Source organism: Belliella alkalica, from assembly GCF_022549785.1.
GTDB classification, from domain to species: domain Bacteria; phylum Bacteroidota; class Bacteroidia; order Cytophagales; family Cyclobacteriaceae; genus Belliella; species Belliella alkalica.
In genome coordinates, this window is the sequence record NZ_JAKZGO010000004.1 from 287,508 (window position 1) to 304,923 (window position 17,416).

Below are 17,416 nucleotides of genomic sequence, written 5' to 3' on the forward strand. Positions count from 1 at the left end.
TGGTTTTTTTAGAAATTTCCAAAACCTTGGTGGGTTTCATTTATTGATACTAGCTATTATGTTTCAAATGAATTTGAATTATGATTGTCCGCAATCATGCCACTAATCAATTAAACGAAGGTTTTTTGGCAAACTGATACTAATAGATATTGGTTCGAAATCACAGGTTAATTCAATTATTTAGATTCTACTGGTATGAAAACGGATATACATAATTTGAATTTATAACTTGTTGAAAAAAATATAAAAACTCAAATCGAACTCTGGAAAGAAGAGCGTAACAGGTTGACTAATCAATTGACGGCTGTATTGAAGTATGGAGATTTAAGTGAGAATTGTTTGATTTAAGTTGGTAAATGATTTTTTGGCTTATAATTTTGCTTGCCAAATGAAAAGCCTATTTCATATATTCCTTTGTGCACTTCTGCTCATGAACGGCATGGTATATTCCGTGATACAGGGATCTTATGAATTAAATAAATCGGCTATCGTAGAGCGTTTTTGTGTCAACAAAAGCCAGCCTGAGCTAAAGTGCGATGGTAAATGTTACCTTGCTCAGCAATTGAAAGCCGAAAGGGAAAAACAAGAGCAAAACAGCAAATATTCCTTTTCCATTGATTTTGGACAATTTGTAGCTACTCAGGTTGACGCCAACCTTCCAACACCTGTGGTTATAGAAATACTGCAAGACTATTTGAAATATAATGAGGCTGTAACTGACTTTTTTGTTGAAGCAATAGAAGTTCCTCCGCGAATTTGATTTTTTTGGTTGATACCCAATTCTTCATTGAAGAAGAGATGCCAAATTTTTTGGCTATAGAATCCACTGTCGTTTTGATAAGATCCGGAAGGTTTTCTGGAAAAAAGGATGGTTCCTTGCTCCGATGATTTAGCTGTTTGCATGATCCTAAATGCTAGGTCTCAATCTCAACCAAACGACATTGCTTTTGAATTAATTTAAAATTTGTGAAATTGAACTCATTCTAACGAGTTTTTAGCATCCTACTTAGTCGGGATATTGATATGCTACGTACCCTTTGGATTTTGTGTATGGCTTGGATGATTGTACTGAATAGTATGGTTTACTCGGTCATTTGTGTGAATTTTCAACTCAACCGCTCCTTTATTTCGGAGATGTTTTGTGAGAATAAGGACATTCCCATGTCCGCATGTAATGGACATTGCTTTCTAAATAAGCAGCTTGATAAAGCAACTGATCAGCAAGAATCTGATTGGATGGATTTTAGAGCTGACTTCAATTTATTTACATTAATTGGGTCAAACTTTTCCTATCAAAAATGGTATTTCTCAAGCATCATAGATAATAATATGCTTTGGGAAATGCCAACATATTTGACTCACTTGTTCCCAATTGACAAACCCCCATCTTCTACTTCATTTTTTATTTGATGAATGTTCAACCTTAGATCTTTTAGGATTTATTGAAAACTTGATTTTCAGGGATCAAGCTAGTAAAGCCTTGAAGGATTTGTCATTCAGTATTCAATTGTTTACATGAAATTGGAGCTAAAAAAAGGTGAAAATCATCATGTTTTTCAGAAGGCTATCAAAAGTCTTCTACAATAAAATATTGTCAAAAAATTAAAAGTAGAAAAAATTTAATCATGAAAAATATCAAATCAAAATTAGCAATTTCAATAGTGTTTCTTTTCTCCTCCCTCTTTTTTTCTTGTCAGGAAAATGAAAATCCAAATTCTATTAGTCAAGGAGAAATGATTGTCGAATTTGATAATTATGTAGGTAATCAGAACATGGTTATAGACGAAGTAGGAAGTACAAATTACAGGTATTCAACCGCTAATGGACAAGAGTTTAATTTGACGAGGTTTGGCTATTACATCAGTCATGTAAGGCTCGAAGGGCCAAATGGCGAGGTTTTCATAGATGAAATGAATGCATCTGCTGATGCAAACCAAATCAAAGGCTACTATCGTGTGGTTCAAGGTGAATCCGATACCTATAATATCCATCTTAAGAATATTCCTGAAGGACAATACAACAAGATCATATTCAATCTTGGAGTAAAAGAAGACGGTATCCAAGAAGGTGCTGTAGGAGGGATTTTGGATAGAGCTGCAGGTGCTTGGTTTTGGAATTGGAATTCCGGATTTATCAATTATATCATTGAAGGGCATTCCCCAGCCTCATTGAGAGACGAAAATAGGCTTCAGATTCACATAGGAGGTTGGAAGAATATTCCTTCTGCAGACGAAAATCCGCAGAGATTCTTTGATAACAATGTGGAGGTTTCTTTACCTTTTGATGCGACTGTCAGGGTTAGTGAAACAATGCGACCTTCTCCACACATCATTATGGACTTGTTGAAAGTAATAGGAGATACTGACTTGGCTATTCAAAACAACATCCATTCTCCAGCAGCTGCAGTACCATTCGTGCAAAAGTTGGCAGAGGCATTTGTAGTGGATCACACCCATCAATAAAACGATGAAATATAATTTAACTTCAAGAGACAGGCTGATATGGCCTGCTCTCTTGTTTGTAGTAATCGTGTGGGTAGGATGTGTTTCGGAATCTGATGAGCCAAAATTGAGTTTATACAGATTTGAAAAACCTTCTCATTTTCCAGAGCCTACTTACACCTTCCAAAACAACGATGTGAATGAAAAGGGATTTAAACTCGGTAAAATGTTGTTTTTCGACCCTTCACTTTCTCGAGATGGTTCAGTGTCTTGTTCTTCCTGCCATGTCCAAAGCCATGCTTTTGCAGATACTTGGCTGCATCCATTCAGTTTTGGAGTGGAAGACCGAGAAGGTGTCAGGAATTCTCCTCCGCTCTTTAATTTGGCATTTCAAAATGAATTCTTTTGGGATGGTGGGGTGACCCACTTGGATTTTGCGCCAATTCTGGCAATAGAGTCTGAGATAGAAATGGATGAAAGTTTTGAAAATCTAGTTCATAAGCTGAATAATCATGCACAATATCCTAGATTATTCAAAGAGGCTTTTGGGGTGGAAGAGGTTACTGGTCCTTATGTTTTGCATGCTTTCAGCCAGTTTATGCTGCTGATGGTATCTGCGGATTCTAGGTATGACCAATTTGTCAAAGGAGACCAAAACGCATTGAATCAAGAGGAAATCGAAGGTTTGCTATTATTTAGAAAGCATTGTGAAAGCTGTCATAGAGAACCCCTCTTCACCGATTTAAGCTATCGAAACAATGGCGTGCAGAAAGTAATCACAGATCTTGGCAGAGAGACTATAACAGAAGTTTCGCAAGATCGTGCCAAATTCAAAGTTCCCTCACTTCGCAATATCGAAGTGACAAGTCCATATATGCACAATGCTAGGTTTGAGGGTTTGCTTCAGGTTCTCAATCATTATACAGAAGGAATACAGGAGCAGGTCAACATTGACCCTTTGGTATTCGAAGATGGCAAACCGACGATTAAGCTTTCAGATCCAGAAAAAGAAAAAATTATTGCCTTTCTAAAATCTCTCACTGATGACAACTTTCTTAACAACCCAATTTTCTTTAACTCAAATGAATAGAATTTGTAAATATATTTTCTCAATACTTATTCTTGTAGCAATTACCAATCAAAAAGCAATCGGTTGTGAGGCCTGTGGCTGTGCATTGGGAGGATTCAATTTTGGTATAATTCCACAAAATGAAGCCCACTTTCTTGGGATCAAATATTCTAGATCAAGCTTCTATGCAGAGATGACTCATGCAGGACAACGCGAGTTTTCAAACGATCTTTATCAGAGATTGGATATCATGGGTAGGATTGCCCTCAAAGAAAGATGGCAGTTGAATTTTGTGTTGCCATACATGTATAATCAAATGGATGGCAGCCATGAAAATGAAGCATTAAGTGGCTTTGGTGACCCCATGGTACTCTTGAATTATAAAGTGTTGGATCAAAAAGGGGATCCCATGGAGAAATGGCTGCACAACTTGTGGATAGGGGGAGGTATCAAAGCTCCTTTGGCAGATTTTGAATATTCCCAGACTTCACAACTGATCAATCCAAACTTCCAATTGGGCAGTGGTTCTTGGGACTATTTGACGATGGTCAATTATACTTCAATGAGAAATCGATGGGGTGTAAACTTAGAAGGTGTCTATAAATTTAACTCTGAAAATTCTCAAGAATACCGTTTTGGAAATCAATATAATGTCCAAGCTAGTATTTTCTATAAACCAAAAGCAGAAAAAATCCTTCCAATTCCAATGCTTGGAGTTTATCACGAAAATGGGGGACAGCATACTTTTCAGGGATTCTATCAAGCCAATAGTGGTGGGGATGCGACATTCGCTCAGGCAGGGGTACAGGTACAGTTCGGAAATATGATGCTGCATGGAAACTACCAATTGCCTATCCAGCAAAAATTCAAGAGCGATCAGCATGTAGAGATAGAGGCAAAAGGAAGGTTTTCTTTGACCTTCATTACATTTATCGGAAAGTCTAGGAGAAACAATGTCTTTGGAAAGCTTGAGGTCATTGACTGAGGTAATTTAGTTTTGCGTTGGAGGGAAATTCCTCTAGAGTAATTGCCGATATAAGAACATATTCAACAAAATAATATATAAATCATCATAGAAAATGCAAAGAGCCCGGTTTCTGAAAAACCGGGCTTTACTATAATAGAAGAACTATTGTAGGTTGTGATTTCCAAAAGGAGCTACTTGAAAAAAGACTTTCAAGCAGCTTGTAAATCTAAAATCCGAAGCCAATGTATAATTGAGCCACGGAATTTTTGGAGTCATTTGTTAAGTTTCCCGCTATTCCACTTTTCCCGACCTCTCGTAAGCCATAATTGTAGCGAGCTCCGATCGTAACGTTTTGAACATCAAAGCCAACTCCGGCCAAAAGCCCATAATCCAAAGTATGGAAATCATTTCTGTCCAATTCAGTGGCGTTTATTGTACTTAGGTCAGAATTCCTTAGATTCTTAACATTTGCGGAAGCAAGATAGGATAAATAAGGGCCAGCATGAATATTAAGAGGTCCCACATTCAATGTAAAAGCTAGTGGTAGTTGGATGTAATTCAGGTTGAAGCGAACTTCACCTTCTTCGATACCTAAAGCACTCTCCAATGTACTGCCCCCATAGGATATTTTTGATCCTACATTCGTGTAAAGTAATTCTGGCTGGAAGGAAACAAAGTTGTTTATTGGAATTTTTGTAAAAACACCAAAATGCAATCCCACTTTCATGTTTTCATCCTCAACAGTTGGTTGATTGACAAAAAATTGGGATAGGTTAGCCCCTCCTTTAATTCCTAATTTTGGACCAGGATTATTACTTTGTGCAAAGGATGGTGCAGCAACAATCAGCATTAATAAAGCTATACCAAGCCCCTTCCTGATACGGTAATCATAGTTTGTTTTCATTTCGATTTGATTTTTATGTGATTGTTTGAATAAGAAAATTTTAATCTGAAAAAATTATAAATAAAACAATATCTCTATAATATGTAACGATTAATCTCTTTATATGTTCAAATATATATTACTGAACTTTGATTTATTTAAGTTAAAAATAAATTAAGTTTATTTATCTATCACTAAGTGGTTTGTGATTTTTGCTCAAATCTTTAAATGCAATAATGTTGCATTTAAAGATTTGATATCTATTTTTGCATAAAAAAAGATTTATGAAAAAGTATTTTGCATTTGCTAGTGCACTATTGTTTGCATCAATGATAGGATGTCAAGAGAAAGAGGATCCTATTTTGGAGGAACCAAAATTTGAAGAGACAGAAAGTGAATGGATTAGACTGGCTTCATGGAATGAAAGTTCTAGAATCAGTCTAATTACACCTGTATCGGGCGATATAGCGCAACCCGACCTTTCTGCTTTTCAGTCTACGAGTGCGAACTATGTTTCTTCTACAGGTAGGTACATTGTCTCAATAGAGCGAGCAGATGGCAATGTGAGGTTTTTTGATACTGGGATTGAAAATCATGATGACCATGGTCATGCTTATGCTCCCAAGTGGTTGTCATCCAATGCGGCAGCGCCTTTGCCGACGCACTTTTCTTCGACCAATGGTAATATTATTATTTTCAATGATGGAGATGGGACAGTGACTTTTGTTAGAGAGGCCAACATGGAAGTTCCTAGTTTTACCCCTACTGTAATTGCTAACATCGGCAATGGCGTGCATCACGGTGCTGCTTCTTGGTTGAAAGGAAATAAACTTGCCGTTACATTTAAGGACGAAGGAACTGCAGGAGCCTTGCCGCAAAGAGTAAAGATCATCAATACTACTGGTCAAGTGTTGTATGAAAAAGAGGGTGTCTCTGTTACTGGCATCCACGGCGATGCTTCTAATGGTGACTATGTTGTTTTTGGTGGTACAGAAGGAGTGATTCTTGCGAGTTCAGATAATCAGATCAGTTTGATTCCTAATCCAAGCCCATTAGAATCTACTTCAGGGAATTGGATGGGTACAATAAAGGCAAATGACAACGTAAATAAGTTTTATGGTTATGCTCGGAATCATGGTGTTTTTGAGATAGATCCTGCGGCTGGTACTATCAAACCTACCTTTTTGTCAAATAATATCAAGACCTATTTGCTAAGTGCAGATGGTGGGCATTTGATTGTTCAGACTAATGATAATGTGGTGAAAGTTTTTGATACCACTTCAGGAAATGAATTGGCTTCCAAAACGGTGACTGTAGCAGAAAATGTAAATGCAGGTGCTCGAAAAGGAGCGGATGAGTTGGAGCATTATAGGATGATGAGTGAAGGAAACCCAGTTTTGACAGCTTCTGAAAACTACCTTTATGTACTGGAAGCAGACAAAACGAAGATACATGTTAGAAATCTAAAAACTCTAAATACTGTGGCTGTCATGGACGCACCATCGGGTATATCCAACATTATGAGAGTTGGGTTTCAAGTTAAGTAGTTAGAATGTGATTTGAATAAATAGCCAGTCCAAACCTTATGGGCTGGCTTTTTTCTTTTTCTATATTTTTGTGGGTGACTTATAGCACATTTTTTGTCTTATAAAAACTTGAGCTTTGCCTGTATGGTAAGGTTACTGAAATGGCAAGAATAAGCTCAATATTAATAGTACTTGTCTTTGGGATGATTTCTTGTCAATCCAAAACATCAGACCACCATCTGGTGGAAGTACATACAGAAAATCTCTTAGAAGCACTCTTAAAAGGAAATGAACGGTTTGCAGAGGACCACCCATTGCATCCAGATCAGACATTAGAAAGATTGAGGGAGTTATCTTCAGGTCAGCACCCCGTAGCGGCGATAGTTAGCTGCTCAGATTCGCGGGTTCCACCTGAGTTGGTATTTGATCAAGGCTTGGGGGACTTATTTGTCATCAGAAATGCAGGGAATATTGTTGGTGATTATGAAATTGGTAGCTTGGAATATGCTATAGAGCATTTAGAGGTTCCAATAGTGATAATCCTTGGTCATACCAAGTGTGGTGCCATTGGAGCATTTGTAGATCAAGATCATGATCATTCCCATCATTATTCTGAATACATTCAAAAAATCATTGATTTTATCGATGCGGAGGAAGAGGAAAAATCCATACCAAGAGACATTCCTGATTTTTATGAAAAAGCGATTGAAGCTAATGTCTTACATGGAATTCATGAGTTGAAAAATAAACTTCCTCACATAAATGAACGGATTGCTACAAATAAGCTGAGATTGGTGGGGGCTATTTATGATATAGATACGGGGAAAGTAAAGCTAGTTGAAGAGTAAAAAAAGGAAGCCAAAGACTTCCAATTTTTATTTCATACACTAGTCTAGCTTAGAAAATATGTCCAAAACCAAAGAAGAACTGACCGCCTTCTCTACTTTGGGCATAATCCAATCTAAGGACAGTCGATTGGTTCCAAGCAATTCGTCCCCCAACACCTGGAGCTCCTCTAAAATTATTAAGCTGCATATCTGTCAGCCCTTCCCATACTGTCCCGAAGTCATAAAATGGAGTAACACCAAGAGCAAAATGCTGATTGAATGCATTGAAATCGTAAAGCCTAGCTCGCATTTCCAAATTGACCAATCCTACAGTTGGGGCCATAAACCTTGCTTCTCTATATCCTCTCAACGAACGGCCACCGCCAAGAACCAAGATGCCTCCTGCCTCTGCTTGGGAAGAAAGATCCCACATTTCTATAAAGTTGATGTTTGGCCCGAAGATATGTCCAATAGCTGCCAAACCCGCAAAAGTCAGTCTGTTTCTGTTATTTTTCCATCTATGGAAAGTGTGGATAAATTGACCCTGAACCATAAACTTATTGAAATTAAAATCAGAAGCTAACCATGGAGCTGAGTACTCGTGGGAATATTGCAAGAATATCCCTTTCGAAGGATCTGGTTCTAAATCACGTGTATCATAAATCAAGGCTGCGGCCAGCATGGAAGTGAACTTGAACCCATCAGAGAACCCAGAAAGGTTGAACCTATCCCAAGTGCCATCATTGATTTGCTGATTGACCAAAGTCTGTCCTTGTATGGCTTCCACTTCGGTACCATTTGGTAGGAATGCTTCTTCAGCAATCCTACCAGTATAATCTTCAAAGGCAGTGAACAAAGCTTCATATCCAAACATCAATCTAAGTTTACCTCCCATTTCAACCCTCTCTCCCAAAGCATTGAAAAGCAGTTCTCTTTGGATAAACTGGTTATAGTGCGTATTTGTCTGCATTCTTCCTCCATTTCTGGGTACGGCGATTTTGAGGTTGTCTTCATAGTCATTGACTTTGTTGAATTGACGGACCCCTCCTTCAGCACCTGCCGATTTGTCTTGGAAACTAAGGTTGTTGAGTGTCTCTCTGCCTATTCCCCAATATTGTGCATTTGGATCCTCCCAAACTACGGCATCAGCCCTAAATCTCCATTTGGAGTTAAAGATGTAAGGGACATCCAAATTTACAGCAGCTCTAACACGGCCATTTTCAAAAACAAAGAACTCTGAATTGATACTGTATCTATATGGTGTATAATAAAAGAATGGATCTTCTTTGGTTTTGTTCTGGAAGAAAAACACATTTCCGCCAATACCGAAACCACGGATTGGGTCAAATTCAAATCTTGGCAAACCCGTTACAAAAAATCCTTCTTTCTTGTTAAGGATATCTTCACGAGACAGCTTTTTGTCATCTGACAATTCAAATGGAAGACTAATCGTATCCAAAATCGCCAGTCTTTCGGTGTTTTTGTGTCCCTCAGGATCTCTTATATTGATTGCCATTTCCTGGGCAAAAGCGGTTTTTGTCAGCAAGACGAAAAGAATTAATAGTAGTTTTTTCATAACGAAAAGAAATAGAATACACTACACAAAAGTACAAAGCAGTGCCCTGGTCATCCTTTAAGGATTGATTAGAAAAAAATTAGAATTTTCTTAGAAAGGTTTTTGTCAGAAGTTAATTGTGACTTGGGTTCCTTTACCTATTTCAGAAGATATTTGGATTTTTCCTTCATGTAAAGTGATAATCTTTTCTACCAAAAAAAGTCCTATTCCGGTTCCTTCTGCGAAACCTTTATTGGTACCTCTAAAAAAAGGTGTGAATAGCTTATTCAAATCTGATTTTACTATGCCGATTCCATTGTCGATAAAAGTTACCGTAGGTTTTGATTTTGTTGACGAAATTTTAACCGTACAAGTATGGTTTTCTGAAAACTTGCAGGCATTCTCAATCAGGTTTTTGAATGCTGTACTGATTAAATAGGCATTCCCTCTAACGGTAATCTCTTCTTCTTCCAAATACTCTGGTAACTCCATTTCTATTTTATAGTCGCCATGATTCTTCTGTACTCTTTGGCTTGCTTCTATTATACATTCATCAATTCTAATCTGCTGGAAGTTGACTTCTGTTGGATCATAACTCGCTTTAGCCAAGTCAAAGAAGGTTTCTGAGAGTTGGGCAATTTTCTTGGAATCATTCAAGACAGTTTCTAACGTAAGCTGGTATTCTTGGGGGTTTCTATCCTTTGATAAACTTAGCTCGATTTCTCCGATAACAATAGCCAAAGGTGTTCGGAATTCATGCGCGAGATAGGATACAAATTGCTTTTGAGATTCGAATGATTTTTCCAAACGTTTCAGCATTGCATTGAAGGTTTTGGCAAGTAAGCCTATTTCGTCATTTCCTTCTTTCAATCTTAAATCAAGGTTGCTTGCGGAGATCTTTCTGGCATCATCAGCCATTTTGGCCAAGGGTTTCAGGGATTTTTTAGAAAAATATTTCCCTGTCAGAAATATTAGTAACAATCCTGAGAAAAAGGAAATCAGCATTGTCGAACGAAGATTGTTTAATTTGTTATATCCATATCCATCAAAAGCAGCTGCGGTAATGATGAAATTTTTCTCCTGAAACTGATAGATCATCCCAATCACTTGCCAGTCAGCCTGGATGAACTGAATTTTATCTGCTTTGAGAATCTCTGCCAACATCTCGGGAGTTTCTTTGACAAAATCAATATCTACTGCATCATGATAAATCAAATTATAGTGATCGTCATAAATGGCTGTTTCTACTTCATAGAGTATTTCTCGATTATTCTTATAAATTGTCTGTAAGGTTTCTGCATCAAGTTGTGTTGCTAGTAAAAGGTTGACTTTTGTGATGGCTTCCTTTTCAAGGATATTGTAGAATTCGTTTGCTCGATTTTGTGAGGCTGAAAAATAAACGATAGTCATAAAAAGAGCTAAAATCCCTGCACTTACAGTGGTAAAAAGGGAAGTGATACGTTGCTGAATATTCATGGTGTCTGAAGGATAAATCCCATTCCTGGCCTGGTGTGAATCAGTTTTTCTTCGAAGGGTTTGTCAACTTTTTTTCTGATATAGTTGATATATACATCTATGAAATTGGTGCCTGTATCAAAATTGACCCCCCAAACTTCTTGTGCGATTTCCTCTCTGGACAAAACTCTCTCTGGGTTTTGGATCAAATAGGTGAGAAGATTGAATTCTTTAGGAGTTAGGTTGATCTCTTTCTCTGCTCTAAACACTTTTTTTCGTAGGCGATCTATCTTTAAATCAGCATAAGAAATTTCATCATTTTGGAAAAAATCATTAAATCCTTGACTTCTTTTGAGAAGAGTTCTGATTCTTGCCAATAGCTCTCTTAAATCAAACGGCTTGACTAAATAGTCATCTGCACCAGCGTCAAAGCCTTCTACCTTGTCATCAGTTGTGCCGAGTGCGGTAAGCATAATGATTGGGATTTTGGGGTGCTTTTCCCGTAGTTGCTTAGAGACTTCCAGTCCATCGATTTTTGGTAGAATTAGATCTGTAATCACTAAATCTGGTTTCGTGTTTTCAAACAATTTCAATCCAAACTCCCCATCATAAGCCAATAAAACATCCATTCCAGACTCTTCCAGTCCTCTTTGTAATAAGGAAGCTATTCTGACATCATCTTCTATGACAAGTATTTTGGATTTTTTCATTGCTTAAAGATACCAAACTTCCTAAGTTGTGATATTAGAAAAACATTATAAAACAAAAAACCTCGTATCTCTACGAGGTTTAAGTACCAGGAGCGGGAATCGAACCCGCACGGCCGTGAAGCCACAAGATTTTAAGTCTTGCGTGTCTACCAATTCCACCATCCCGGCTTCACTTCGACTTTTGTCGGAGCTACTTGTAAACAACAAAGCCCTTCTTCAAGGGCTTTTTGAGCGAAAGACGAGATTCGAACTCGCGACCCCGACCTTGGCAAGGTCGTGCTCTACCAGCTGAGCTACTTTCGCTTTTGTTTTATTTTTGACTTCAACCTTTTGTTTCCGTCTTTTGTGTGTGCAAAGGTATATCAGTTTTCTTTATTTGCAAAAGCAAAGAGAAAAAAAAATCAAATATTTATCCATTTAAACTTTCTAGTGTTGATTATCAGGAAATTAATTTATCGATGTTGTAAACAGAATTTTCATCAATTCTATTGTGTTTTTTGCTTTTAGCTTTTTGAAGATGTTTTTGCGGTGTGTATTTACAGTGTTTTTGGCAATGTTAAGAAATTCAGCAATTTCTTGGGAACTTTTACCTTCCAATATAAGATTTGAAATTTCTTTCTCTTTTTTTGTTAGATTGAAGTTGATCGTTTGAGGATCTTTTTTTGATGCATGGACTTTACCTCCTGACTGTGATGTGTAAGAATAACTCCAATCAAATACGTTTACCTGTGGGGGATTTACTAAATGCACAACTATGTGAAGGTCAAATACCACATTTTTATTCCTATCAATCAAATATGGCCTCACCTTAGAAGCAAACCATTTTACTTCTTGGGTCTTGAAATGTACCCATCTGACTGTGTACGAAAATTCAAAGGTTTCCATTTCTTCTCGGGACAATCCTTGCAATTGATCAAAAACGATCTTTTGAAACTTAGCTAATTCTGGCACATCTTCAGGATGCAACATGGCAAGCACAGCCTCCATTCCTTTGTTTTCAAAAAATGATCTAGGATATCCCATGATGTCTTCTACGTTGTCTGTGAAGAAGGCTAAACTCAAATCCCTGTAATCTATACAGCCTATAATTATGCCTTCTTTCATACCTAGATTTTGACTTATCGTCTCTAAATCCCTAAGTAGCTTATCTTCATCAATGTCCTCAGTATTGAATTCTCTCTCTTTCCACTCCGTAAAAAAATTTGAAAAGGAATTCTGTCTCTTTAATTTTTCTCGTAAAAATTTATCCATAATATAATCGTAATGGCATGATGTTATGAAAAACACCAATTAAAATATTTTAATTAGTAATGAGCAAACCAATTGTAACTCTATATGTTTTGTTTGTTTTTAGTTTCTACAAACTAAACCTATGATTATTCGATTGCAGCGTAATAGCCATTTTTTTAAAACTATTACTATTGAAATATATAATATAATTGTCAAGTTTCAAGCTTGAGTGTCATTAAAATTTATTAATTCTCAAGCTTTTTCTTAATTTCATTTAATTTAATTAAAGCCTCAACTGGTGAAATTGTATTGATGTCAATTTGATCTAACATCTCCTTTGCTTCTTTGTATTTTGGATCTATTTCAAACAAGGACAATTGATAGTTATTTTTTGGCAAGTCTTTAATTTTTTCCTTTTGCTCATTGAGATCTTTATCCTTCTCGAGGTGTACCATTATTTCAGAAGCTCTTAGAACAACTGGGTTTGGCATACCTGCCATTTGGGCCACATGGATACCAAAGCTATGTTCACTGCCTCCTTCTTTTAGCTTTCGCATAAAAATCACCTTGTTTCCAACCTCCTTGACAGACACGTTGAAGTTTTTGATTTTTGGAAAATCCTCCGCCAATTGATTCAATTCATGATAATGGGTTGCAAAAAGTGTTTTTGCCCTTGATTTCGGATGATTGTGCAAAAACTCTACAATCGACCAAGCAATGGAAATCCCGTCATAGGTAGAGGTACCTCTTCCGATTTCATCCATCAAGACCAAGCTCCTATCTGAGAGATTATTTAGAATGCTGGCAGTTTCTGTCATTTCTACCATAAAAGTAGATTCTCCTTTGGCCAAGTTGTCTGAGGCTCCTACACGTGTAAAGACTTTGTCAATGATACCAATCCTTGCAAAAGATGCCGGTACAAAACTTCCCATCTGCGCCATCAATACAATCAATGCTGTCTGTCTGAGTAGTGCAGATTTACCCGCCATGTTTGGCCCAGTGATAATGATGATCTGCTGGGTGTCATTGTCCAAATATATGTCATTGGGAACGTATGCTTCACCTACAGGCAATTGCTTTTCGATCACCGGATGTCTCCCATCTTTGATTTCCAGCGTGTCTGTATCTGATATTTTTGGCTTGCAATAATTATTGTTTTTTGCCACCGTTGCAAATGAAAGCAATCCATCTACAGTTGCCAAAACCCTTGCGTTTTGCTGTATTTGGGTGACATATTCTGATGCATCTTGAACCAAAGCAAGAAAATACTTCTGTTCTATTGCAATCATCCTTTCCTCAGCATTGAGGATTTTTTCTTCATATTCTTTGAGTTCTGGAGTAATATACCTCTCTGCATTGACCAAAGTCTGCTTTCTTATCCATTCTTCTGGTACTTTATCCTTGTGTGAATTTGTCACTTCTAAGTAATATCCAAAGACTTTATTGAATGCAATCTTCAATGAAGAAATCCCTGTTCTCTGTACCTCTCGTTGTTGCAATTGTACCAAGTAATCTTTTCCAGTATTGGCAAGACCTCTATATTCGTCCAATTCTGCATCTACACCATCATTGATGATGTTTCCTTGATGTGTTAGCATAGGGGCATCTTCTTGGAGTTCTCTTTCGATTTTCTCCAATAGAAACTCACAAGGATTTACTTGGTCTGCTAATTTTTTGAGTGAGTTGTTTGAGGATTTTTTAAGAAGCTCTTTTATAGGAAGGGTGTTTTTGAGCGCTTTTTTCAACTGGTTCATCTCCCTTGGATTGATCCTTCCTACTGCTACTTTTGAAATCAGCCTTTCAAGATCTCCTATTTGCTTGAGGTGTATTAGAATTTCATCAGAAAGTTCTCTTTCCGAAAAGAAGTGTTCCACTACTTTTAGCCTCTCTTCGATTGGCTCTTTTTCCTTTAGTGGCAAGACCATCCATTTTTTCATGATCCTCGAACCCATTGGCGTCACGGTATGATCCAAAATGGATATCAATGGAATCCCCCCTTCCTGTTGTGGATAGACCAACTCTAGGTTTCGGATGGTAAATTTGTCTAGCCATACATACCTCTCTTCGGCAATTCTGGAAATGGCTGCGATATGTTTTACCTCTTTGTGCTCAGTTTCTTCCAAATAGAAAAGTACGGCACCGGCAGCAATGATTCCGTGCTCCAAATTTTCTATTCCGAATCCTTTTAAGTTGTTTGTAGCAAAGTGATTGGTAAGTTTTTCATACGTGTAGTCAAATTGATATACCCAATCTTCACAATGGAATGTTGAAAAATTATCCTTGAGAATCTCAGAGGCCCTGGCTTTTGCAGTTTTGGAATAAATGACTTCAGAAGGGCTAAAGCTTTGTAGCAATTTTTCGATATAAGATTGAGAACCCTCAGCACACATAAATTCTCCTGTCGAGAGATCCAAGAATGCAATGCCTAAAGTGTCTTTTCCAAAGTATATTGATGCGAGGTAGTTGTTTCTTCTTTTGTCAAGCACGTTGTCATTGAACGAAAGCCCTGGAGTCACAAGTTCTGTGACACCTCTCTTGACGATCCCTTTGACTTCTTTAGGGTCTTCGAGTTGATCGCAGATAGCAACCCGATTTCCAGCTCTGACAAGCTTTGGCAGGTAGCTGTCCAAAGAATGATGTGGAAATCCTGCAAGTTCAATATGAGAAGCAGAGCCATTTGCACGCTTGGTCAATACGATATCAAGCACTTTGCTTGCCTTGATGGCATCTTCACCAAAAGTCTCGTAAAAATCCCCGACTCTGAAAAGCAGCAATGCTCCAGGGTGTTTTGCTTTGATAGCATTATACTGCTTCATCAAGGGTGTTTCTTTTACTTCTGTTACCTTCGCTTTGGCCATTTTGTACCTTAAATTAAATCTTTATGCTAATTTTGAATCTGCTTGAAAGCTTGAAATTAAAATAATAAGAAAGGTAATCAAAACCCAATGAAAAAATTAAGTATGGAAGAGCTCAATAGGCTCTCAGTGGAGGAATTCAAAGAAGTGGATAAGAGCCCGATAATCATTGTATTGGACAATATTCGCAGCTTGAACAATGTTGGGTCTGCTTTCAGAACTTCCGATGCATTTTTGATAGAGAAAATTTATCTATGTGGGATTACAGGTACACCTCCGCATCGTGATATCCAAAAAACTGCCCTTGGTGCTACAGAGTCTGTGACTTGGGAATATAAATCCACCACCCTAGAAGCATTGGAAGAAATCAAGTCAAAAGGTTACGAAATCTGTGCTTTTGAGCAAGTAGAAGGAAGTGTGAAGTTAAATGAATTTGATGCCAAACCTGAAAGCAAGTATGCGTTGGTTTTTGGGAATGAAGTATTTGGGGTAGAAGATGAAGTTGTCAAAGCTTCCGATCATGTCATAGAAATCCCTCAATTGGGAACAAAACATTCATTGAATATCTCCGTGACTCTGGGGATTGGGATTTGGGATTTTATGACGAAGATGGGTTTGTTGAGATAAATGCACTTAAATAGTATGACAAAAATATTCTATTTTTGCTGCTTTGCTTAACTTTCTTGCCTGACCGCTTGTGAGTTCGATTTCATGTTCACTTCTATGGATTTCTGCATGCTCAGGCTGATTTGGTAATGGTTTTGAAACTGGAAATGTTTCAAATTCCCGGCAAACATTTGCTCCTATTGAAACAACAGATTTGAGCGTAAACCGATTTCTTAATTCCTTTATGACTTGTTCAGGAGGTCTTGCAAAATCTCTATCGACAGAAACTCCTCTAGAGTCTTTAAATGCTGCCGATGAAGGTCTGTTTATCTCTGCTTTCCACCAATTTGGATAAGGCTTAATTGCCCTATACAGAATCTCTTGATCAGATATATAATTCTGAAGCATAAAAATCCTCAACTAGATTTAAAATGTCAATTTCTTCTACTTCTTTTTCCTCGTCGATTTCATTAAACTGAATTAGGGCAATGATTTTATCTTCAAAAATTTCGAACTCCAAGTAATTATCTTCCCGCTCGAATTCTAATTGAATACTATTTCGACCTGTTGGAAAGATTTCTGGTTGAAATGTTAAAATCGACAGAATATTATAAACTTTTTGAATTAAATCCTCAGAGAATTTAAAAGTATTCTCTCCATTCCATCCTTTTGGTAAATTTTTAATTGATTTTAGTGTATCAATATTGTTTAAAAGAGGACTGAAAAATTTGTTTTTGGGTGTTCTTGTAAATTGATTTTCAAATCCAATTTTTTGATCCCCCAGAATAGTATAATCTATAGATTTAACGCCTAAATCTATTACAAGACTTTTGGTACTTGTGTTTCGAAATATTAAATTATTCATTGTTCAAAAAAGTTTTTTCAAAGGTTTTCAAATGCTCTCCTAGCCATCTATGGATTTCTTTAGCGTGTTGATAATCCATAATTATACCATTTTCAACGACTCTAACCAAACTTTGTTCATGATCTAATGGTTTTCTTTCATTTTCAATTTCTTGTACTGAATTTCCATCGATTATCTCAAAGGTCTGTGAATTTGGCAAGGGCACTCTTTCAAAATAGAAGTTTATGATAAATTCTCCTTGTGGACCAAGACCTCCAAAAGCTCCATTGACATATTTAGGATTATAATCATCCTTGAAAATATATTTGGAAATGATTCTACTTTTGGTTTGCATATTTGTCGATTTTATATTGAAAATTACAATTTAAAACCAACATTCAAAAATTAAATTTCTAGATTTTATCAAAATTGCACAAGTACAAATGCA

General features: G+C 37.0%; 17 protein-coding genes and 2 tRNA genes. 8 read left to right on the plus strand and 11 right to left on the minus strand.

The genetic code is table 11. The features are described from left to right. Nucleotides 1–388 precede the first annotated feature (388 nt). The 5 genes from MM213_RS06835 (at nucleotide 389) to MM213_RS06855 (ending at nucleotide 4,495) form a co-directional block, all read left to right on the plus strand. Complete coding sequence (locus MM213_RS06835) at nucleotides 389–760, plus strand: hypothetical protein (protein WP_241410743.1); 372 nt, start codon at nucleotides 389–391, stop codon at nucleotides 758–760. Nucleotides 761–1,023: 263 nt separating this feature from the next. Beyond that, a complete protein-coding gene (locus tag MM213_RS06840; RefSeq protein WP_241410744.1) occupies nucleotides 1,024–1,410 on the plus strand; it encodes a hypothetical protein in 387 nt (128 codons plus the stop codon). 215 nt (nucleotides 1,411–1,625) lie between these two features. Next, nucleotides 1,626–2,462, plus strand: a complete 837-nt coding sequence (locus tag MM213_RS06845; protein WP_241410745.1) for an MbnP family protein — start codon at nucleotides 1,626–1,628, stop codon at nucleotides 2,460–2,462. A gap of 4 nt (nucleotides 2,463–2,466) precedes the next feature. Continuing rightward, the gene (locus tag MM213_RS06850) at nucleotides 2,467–3,531 is read left to right on the plus strand and encodes a cytochrome-c peroxidase (protein ID WP_241410746.1); all 1,065 of its coding nucleotides are present in this window, start codon (nucleotides 2,467–2,469) and stop codon (nucleotides 3,529–3,531) included. Next, a complete protein-coding gene (locus MM213_RS06855; RefSeq protein WP_241410747.1) occupies nucleotides 3,524–4,495 on the plus strand; it encodes a hypothetical protein in 972 nt (323 codons plus the stop codon). The genes MM213_RS06850 and MM213_RS06855 overlap by 8 nt, the downstream gene beginning before the upstream one ends. Before the next feature lie 208 nt (nucleotides 4,496–4,703). Here the strand turns inward: MM213_RS06855 and MM213_RS06860 are convergent, their stop codons facing one another. Beyond that, nucleotides 4,704–5,381 carry a porin family protein gene (locus MM213_RS06860; protein ID WP_241410748.1) on the minus strand — a complete coding sequence of 226 codons (678 nt, stop codon included), beginning with the start codon at nucleotides 5,379–5,381 and terminating at the stop codon, nucleotides 4,704–4,706. A gap of 263 nt (nucleotides 5,382–5,644) precedes the next feature. On the opposite strand from MM213_RS06860, the gene MM213_RS06865 reads away from it, so the two are divergent. Together MM213_RS06865 and MM213_RS06870 are read left to right on the plus strand one after the other, a co-directional pair. Then, nucleotides 5,645–6,907: a hypothetical protein gene (locus MM213_RS06865; RefSeq protein ID WP_241410749.1), complete on the plus strand. Its 1,263-nt coding sequence runs from the start codon at nucleotides 5,645–5,647 to the stop codon at nucleotides 6,905–6,907. A gap of 140 nt (nucleotides 6,908–7,047) precedes the next feature. Beyond that, nucleotides 7,048–7,734, plus strand: coding sequence for a carbonic anhydrase (locus MM213_RS06870; protein WP_241410750.1), 687 nt, complete (start codon nucleotides 7,048–7,050; stop codon nucleotides 7,732–7,734). A 49-nt stretch (nucleotides 7,735–7,783) separates the two neighbouring features. Here MM213_RS06870 and omp85 read toward each other — a convergent pair whose 3' ends face one another. From omp85 to mutS, 7 genes are all read right to left on the minus strand, one after another. Further along, a complete protein-coding gene (omp85, locus tag MM213_RS06875) occupies nucleotides 7,784–9,289 on the minus strand; it encodes an Omp85 family outer membrane protein (RefSeq protein WP_241410751.1) in 1,506 nt (501 codons plus the stop codon). Nucleotides 9,290–9,394: 105 nt separating this feature from the next. Continuing rightward, nucleotides 9,395–10,744 carry an ATP-binding protein gene (locus MM213_RS06880; RefSeq protein ID WP_241410752.1) on the minus strand — a complete coding sequence of 450 codons (1,350 nt, stop codon included), beginning with the start codon at nucleotides 10,742–10,744 and terminating at the stop codon, nucleotides 9,395–9,397. Next, entirely contained in the window at nucleotides 10,741–11,433 is a 693-nt protein-coding gene (locus MM213_RS06885) for a response regulator transcription factor (RefSeq protein WP_241410753.1), read from the minus strand. The genes MM213_RS06880 and MM213_RS06885 overlap by 4 nt, the downstream gene beginning before the upstream one ends. An 84-nt stretch (nucleotides 11,434–11,517) precedes the next feature. Then, nucleotides 11,518–11,601: transfer RNA gene (locus MM213_RS06890), tRNA-Leu, on the minus strand. 62 nt (nucleotides 11,602–11,663) lie between these two features. Beyond that, a tRNA-Gly gene (locus MM213_RS06895) sits at nucleotides 11,664–11,736 on the minus strand. A 144-nt stretch (nucleotides 11,737–11,880) separates the two neighbouring features. Then, entirely contained in the window at nucleotides 11,881–12,684 is an 804-nt protein-coding gene (locus tag MM213_RS06900; protein ID WP_241410754.1) for a LuxR C-terminal-related transcriptional regulator, read from the minus strand. Nucleotides 12,685–12,908: 224 nt separating this feature from the next. Next, nucleotides 12,909–15,521, minus strand: coding sequence for a DNA mismatch repair protein MutS (mutS, locus tag MM213_RS06905; RefSeq protein ID WP_241410755.1), 2,613 nt, complete (start codon nucleotides 15,519–15,521; stop codon nucleotides 12,909–12,911). 87 nt (nucleotides 15,522–15,608) lie between these two features. Between mutS and MM213_RS06910 the strand changes: the two genes are divergently transcribed. After that, nucleotides 15,609–16,145, plus strand: coding sequence for an RNA methyltransferase (locus MM213_RS06910; protein WP_241410756.1), 537 nt, complete (start codon nucleotides 15,609–15,611; stop codon nucleotides 16,143–16,145). A 6-nt stretch (nucleotides 16,146–16,151) separates the two neighbouring features. Here MM213_RS06910 and MM213_RS06915 read toward each other — a convergent pair whose 3' ends face one another. The 3 genes from MM213_RS06915 to MM213_RS06925 are packed head-to-tail and all read right to left on the minus strand — an operon-like array spanning nucleotide 16,152 to nucleotide 17,323. After that, nucleotides 16,152–16,532 carry a hypothetical protein gene (locus tag MM213_RS06915; protein WP_241410757.1) on the minus strand — a complete coding sequence of 127 codons (381 nt, stop codon included), beginning with the start codon at nucleotides 16,530–16,532 and terminating at the stop codon, nucleotides 16,152–16,154. After that, nucleotides 16,510–16,989, minus strand: a complete 480-nt coding sequence (locus MM213_RS06920) for a hypothetical protein (protein ID WP_241410758.1) — start codon at nucleotides 16,987–16,989, stop codon at nucleotides 16,510–16,512. Before MM213_RS06920 ends, MM213_RS06915 begins: the two co-directional genes overlap by 23 nt. Next, nucleotides 16,982–17,323 carry a DUF3467 domain-containing protein gene (locus tag MM213_RS06925; RefSeq protein WP_241410760.1) on the minus strand — a complete coding sequence of 114 codons (342 nt, stop codon included), beginning with the start codon at nucleotides 17,321–17,323 and terminating at the stop codon, nucleotides 16,982–16,984. Before MM213_RS06925 ends, MM213_RS06920 begins: the two co-directional genes overlap by 8 nt. Nucleotides 17,324–17,416 lie beyond the last annotated feature (93 nt).

What these genes read in the sequence shown, in the direction of transcription:
- MM213_RS06915 (WP_241410757.1), bottom strand. Translation starts at nt 16,532, where the DNA reads ATGCTTCAGAATTATATATCTGATCAAGAGATTCTGTATAGGGCAATT.
- MM213_RS06840 (WP_241410744.1), top strand. Translation starts at nt 1,024, where the DNA reads ATGCTACGTACCCTTTGGATTTTGTGTATGGCTTGGATGATTGTACTG.
- MM213_RS06845 (WP_241410745.1), top strand. Translation starts at nt 1,626, where the DNA reads ATGAAAAATATCAAATCAAAATTAGCAATTTCAATAGTGTTTCTTTTC.
- MM213_RS06855 (WP_241410747.1), top strand. Translation starts at nt 3,524, where the DNA reads ATGAATAGAATTTGTAAATATATTTTCTCAATACTTATTCTTGTAGCA.
- MM213_RS06925 (WP_241410760.1), bottom strand. Translation starts at nt 17,323, where the DNA reads ATGCAAACCAAAAGTAGAATCATTTCCAAATATATTTTCAAGGATGAT.
- MM213_RS06920 (WP_241410758.1), bottom strand. Translation starts at nt 16,989, where the DNA reads ATGAATAATTTAATATTTCGAAACACAAGTACCAAAAGTCTTGTAATA.
- MM213_RS06885 (WP_241410753.1), bottom strand. Translation starts at nt 11,433, where the DNA reads ATGAAAAAATCCAAAATACTTGTCATAGAAGATGATGTCAGAATAGCT.
- MM213_RS06865 (WP_241410749.1), top strand. Translation starts at nt 5,645, where the DNA reads ATGAAAAAGTATTTTGCATTTGCTAGTGCACTATTGTTTGCATCAATG.
- MM213_RS06835 (WP_241410743.1), top strand. Translation starts at nt 389, where the DNA reads ATGAAAAGCCTATTTCATATATTCCTTTGTGCACTTCTGCTCATGAAC.
- omp85 (WP_241410751.1), bottom strand. Translation starts at nt 9,289, where the DNA reads ATGAAAAAACTACTATTAATTCTTTTCGTCTTGCTGACAAAAACCGCT.
- MM213_RS06870 (WP_241410750.1), top strand. Translation starts at nt 7,048, where the DNA reads ATGGCAAGAATAAGCTCAATATTAATAGTACTTGTCTTTGGGATGATT.
- MM213_RS06900 (WP_241410754.1), bottom strand. Translation starts at nt 12,684, where the DNA reads ATGGATAAATTTTTACGAGAAAAATTAAAGAGACAGAATTCCTTTTCA.
- MM213_RS06850 (WP_241410746.1), top strand. Translation starts at nt 2,467, where the DNA reads ATGAAATATAATTTAACTTCAAGAGACAGGCTGATATGGCCTGCTCTC.
- MM213_RS06860 (WP_241410748.1), bottom strand. Translation starts at nt 5,381, where the DNA reads ATGAAAACAAACTATGATTACCGTATCAGGAAGGGGCTTGGTATAGCT.
- MM213_RS06880 (WP_241410752.1), bottom strand. Translation starts at nt 10,744, where the DNA reads ATGAATATTCAGCAACGTATCACTTCCCTTTTTACCACTGTAAGTGCA.
- MM213_RS06910 (WP_241410756.1), top strand. Translation starts at nt 15,609, where the DNA reads ATGAAAAAATTAAGTATGGAAGAGCTCAATAGGCTCTCAGTGGAGGAA.
- mutS (WP_241410755.1), bottom strand. Translation starts at nt 15,521, where the DNA reads ATGGCCAAAGCGAAGGTAACAGAAGTAAAAGAAACACCCTTGATGAAG.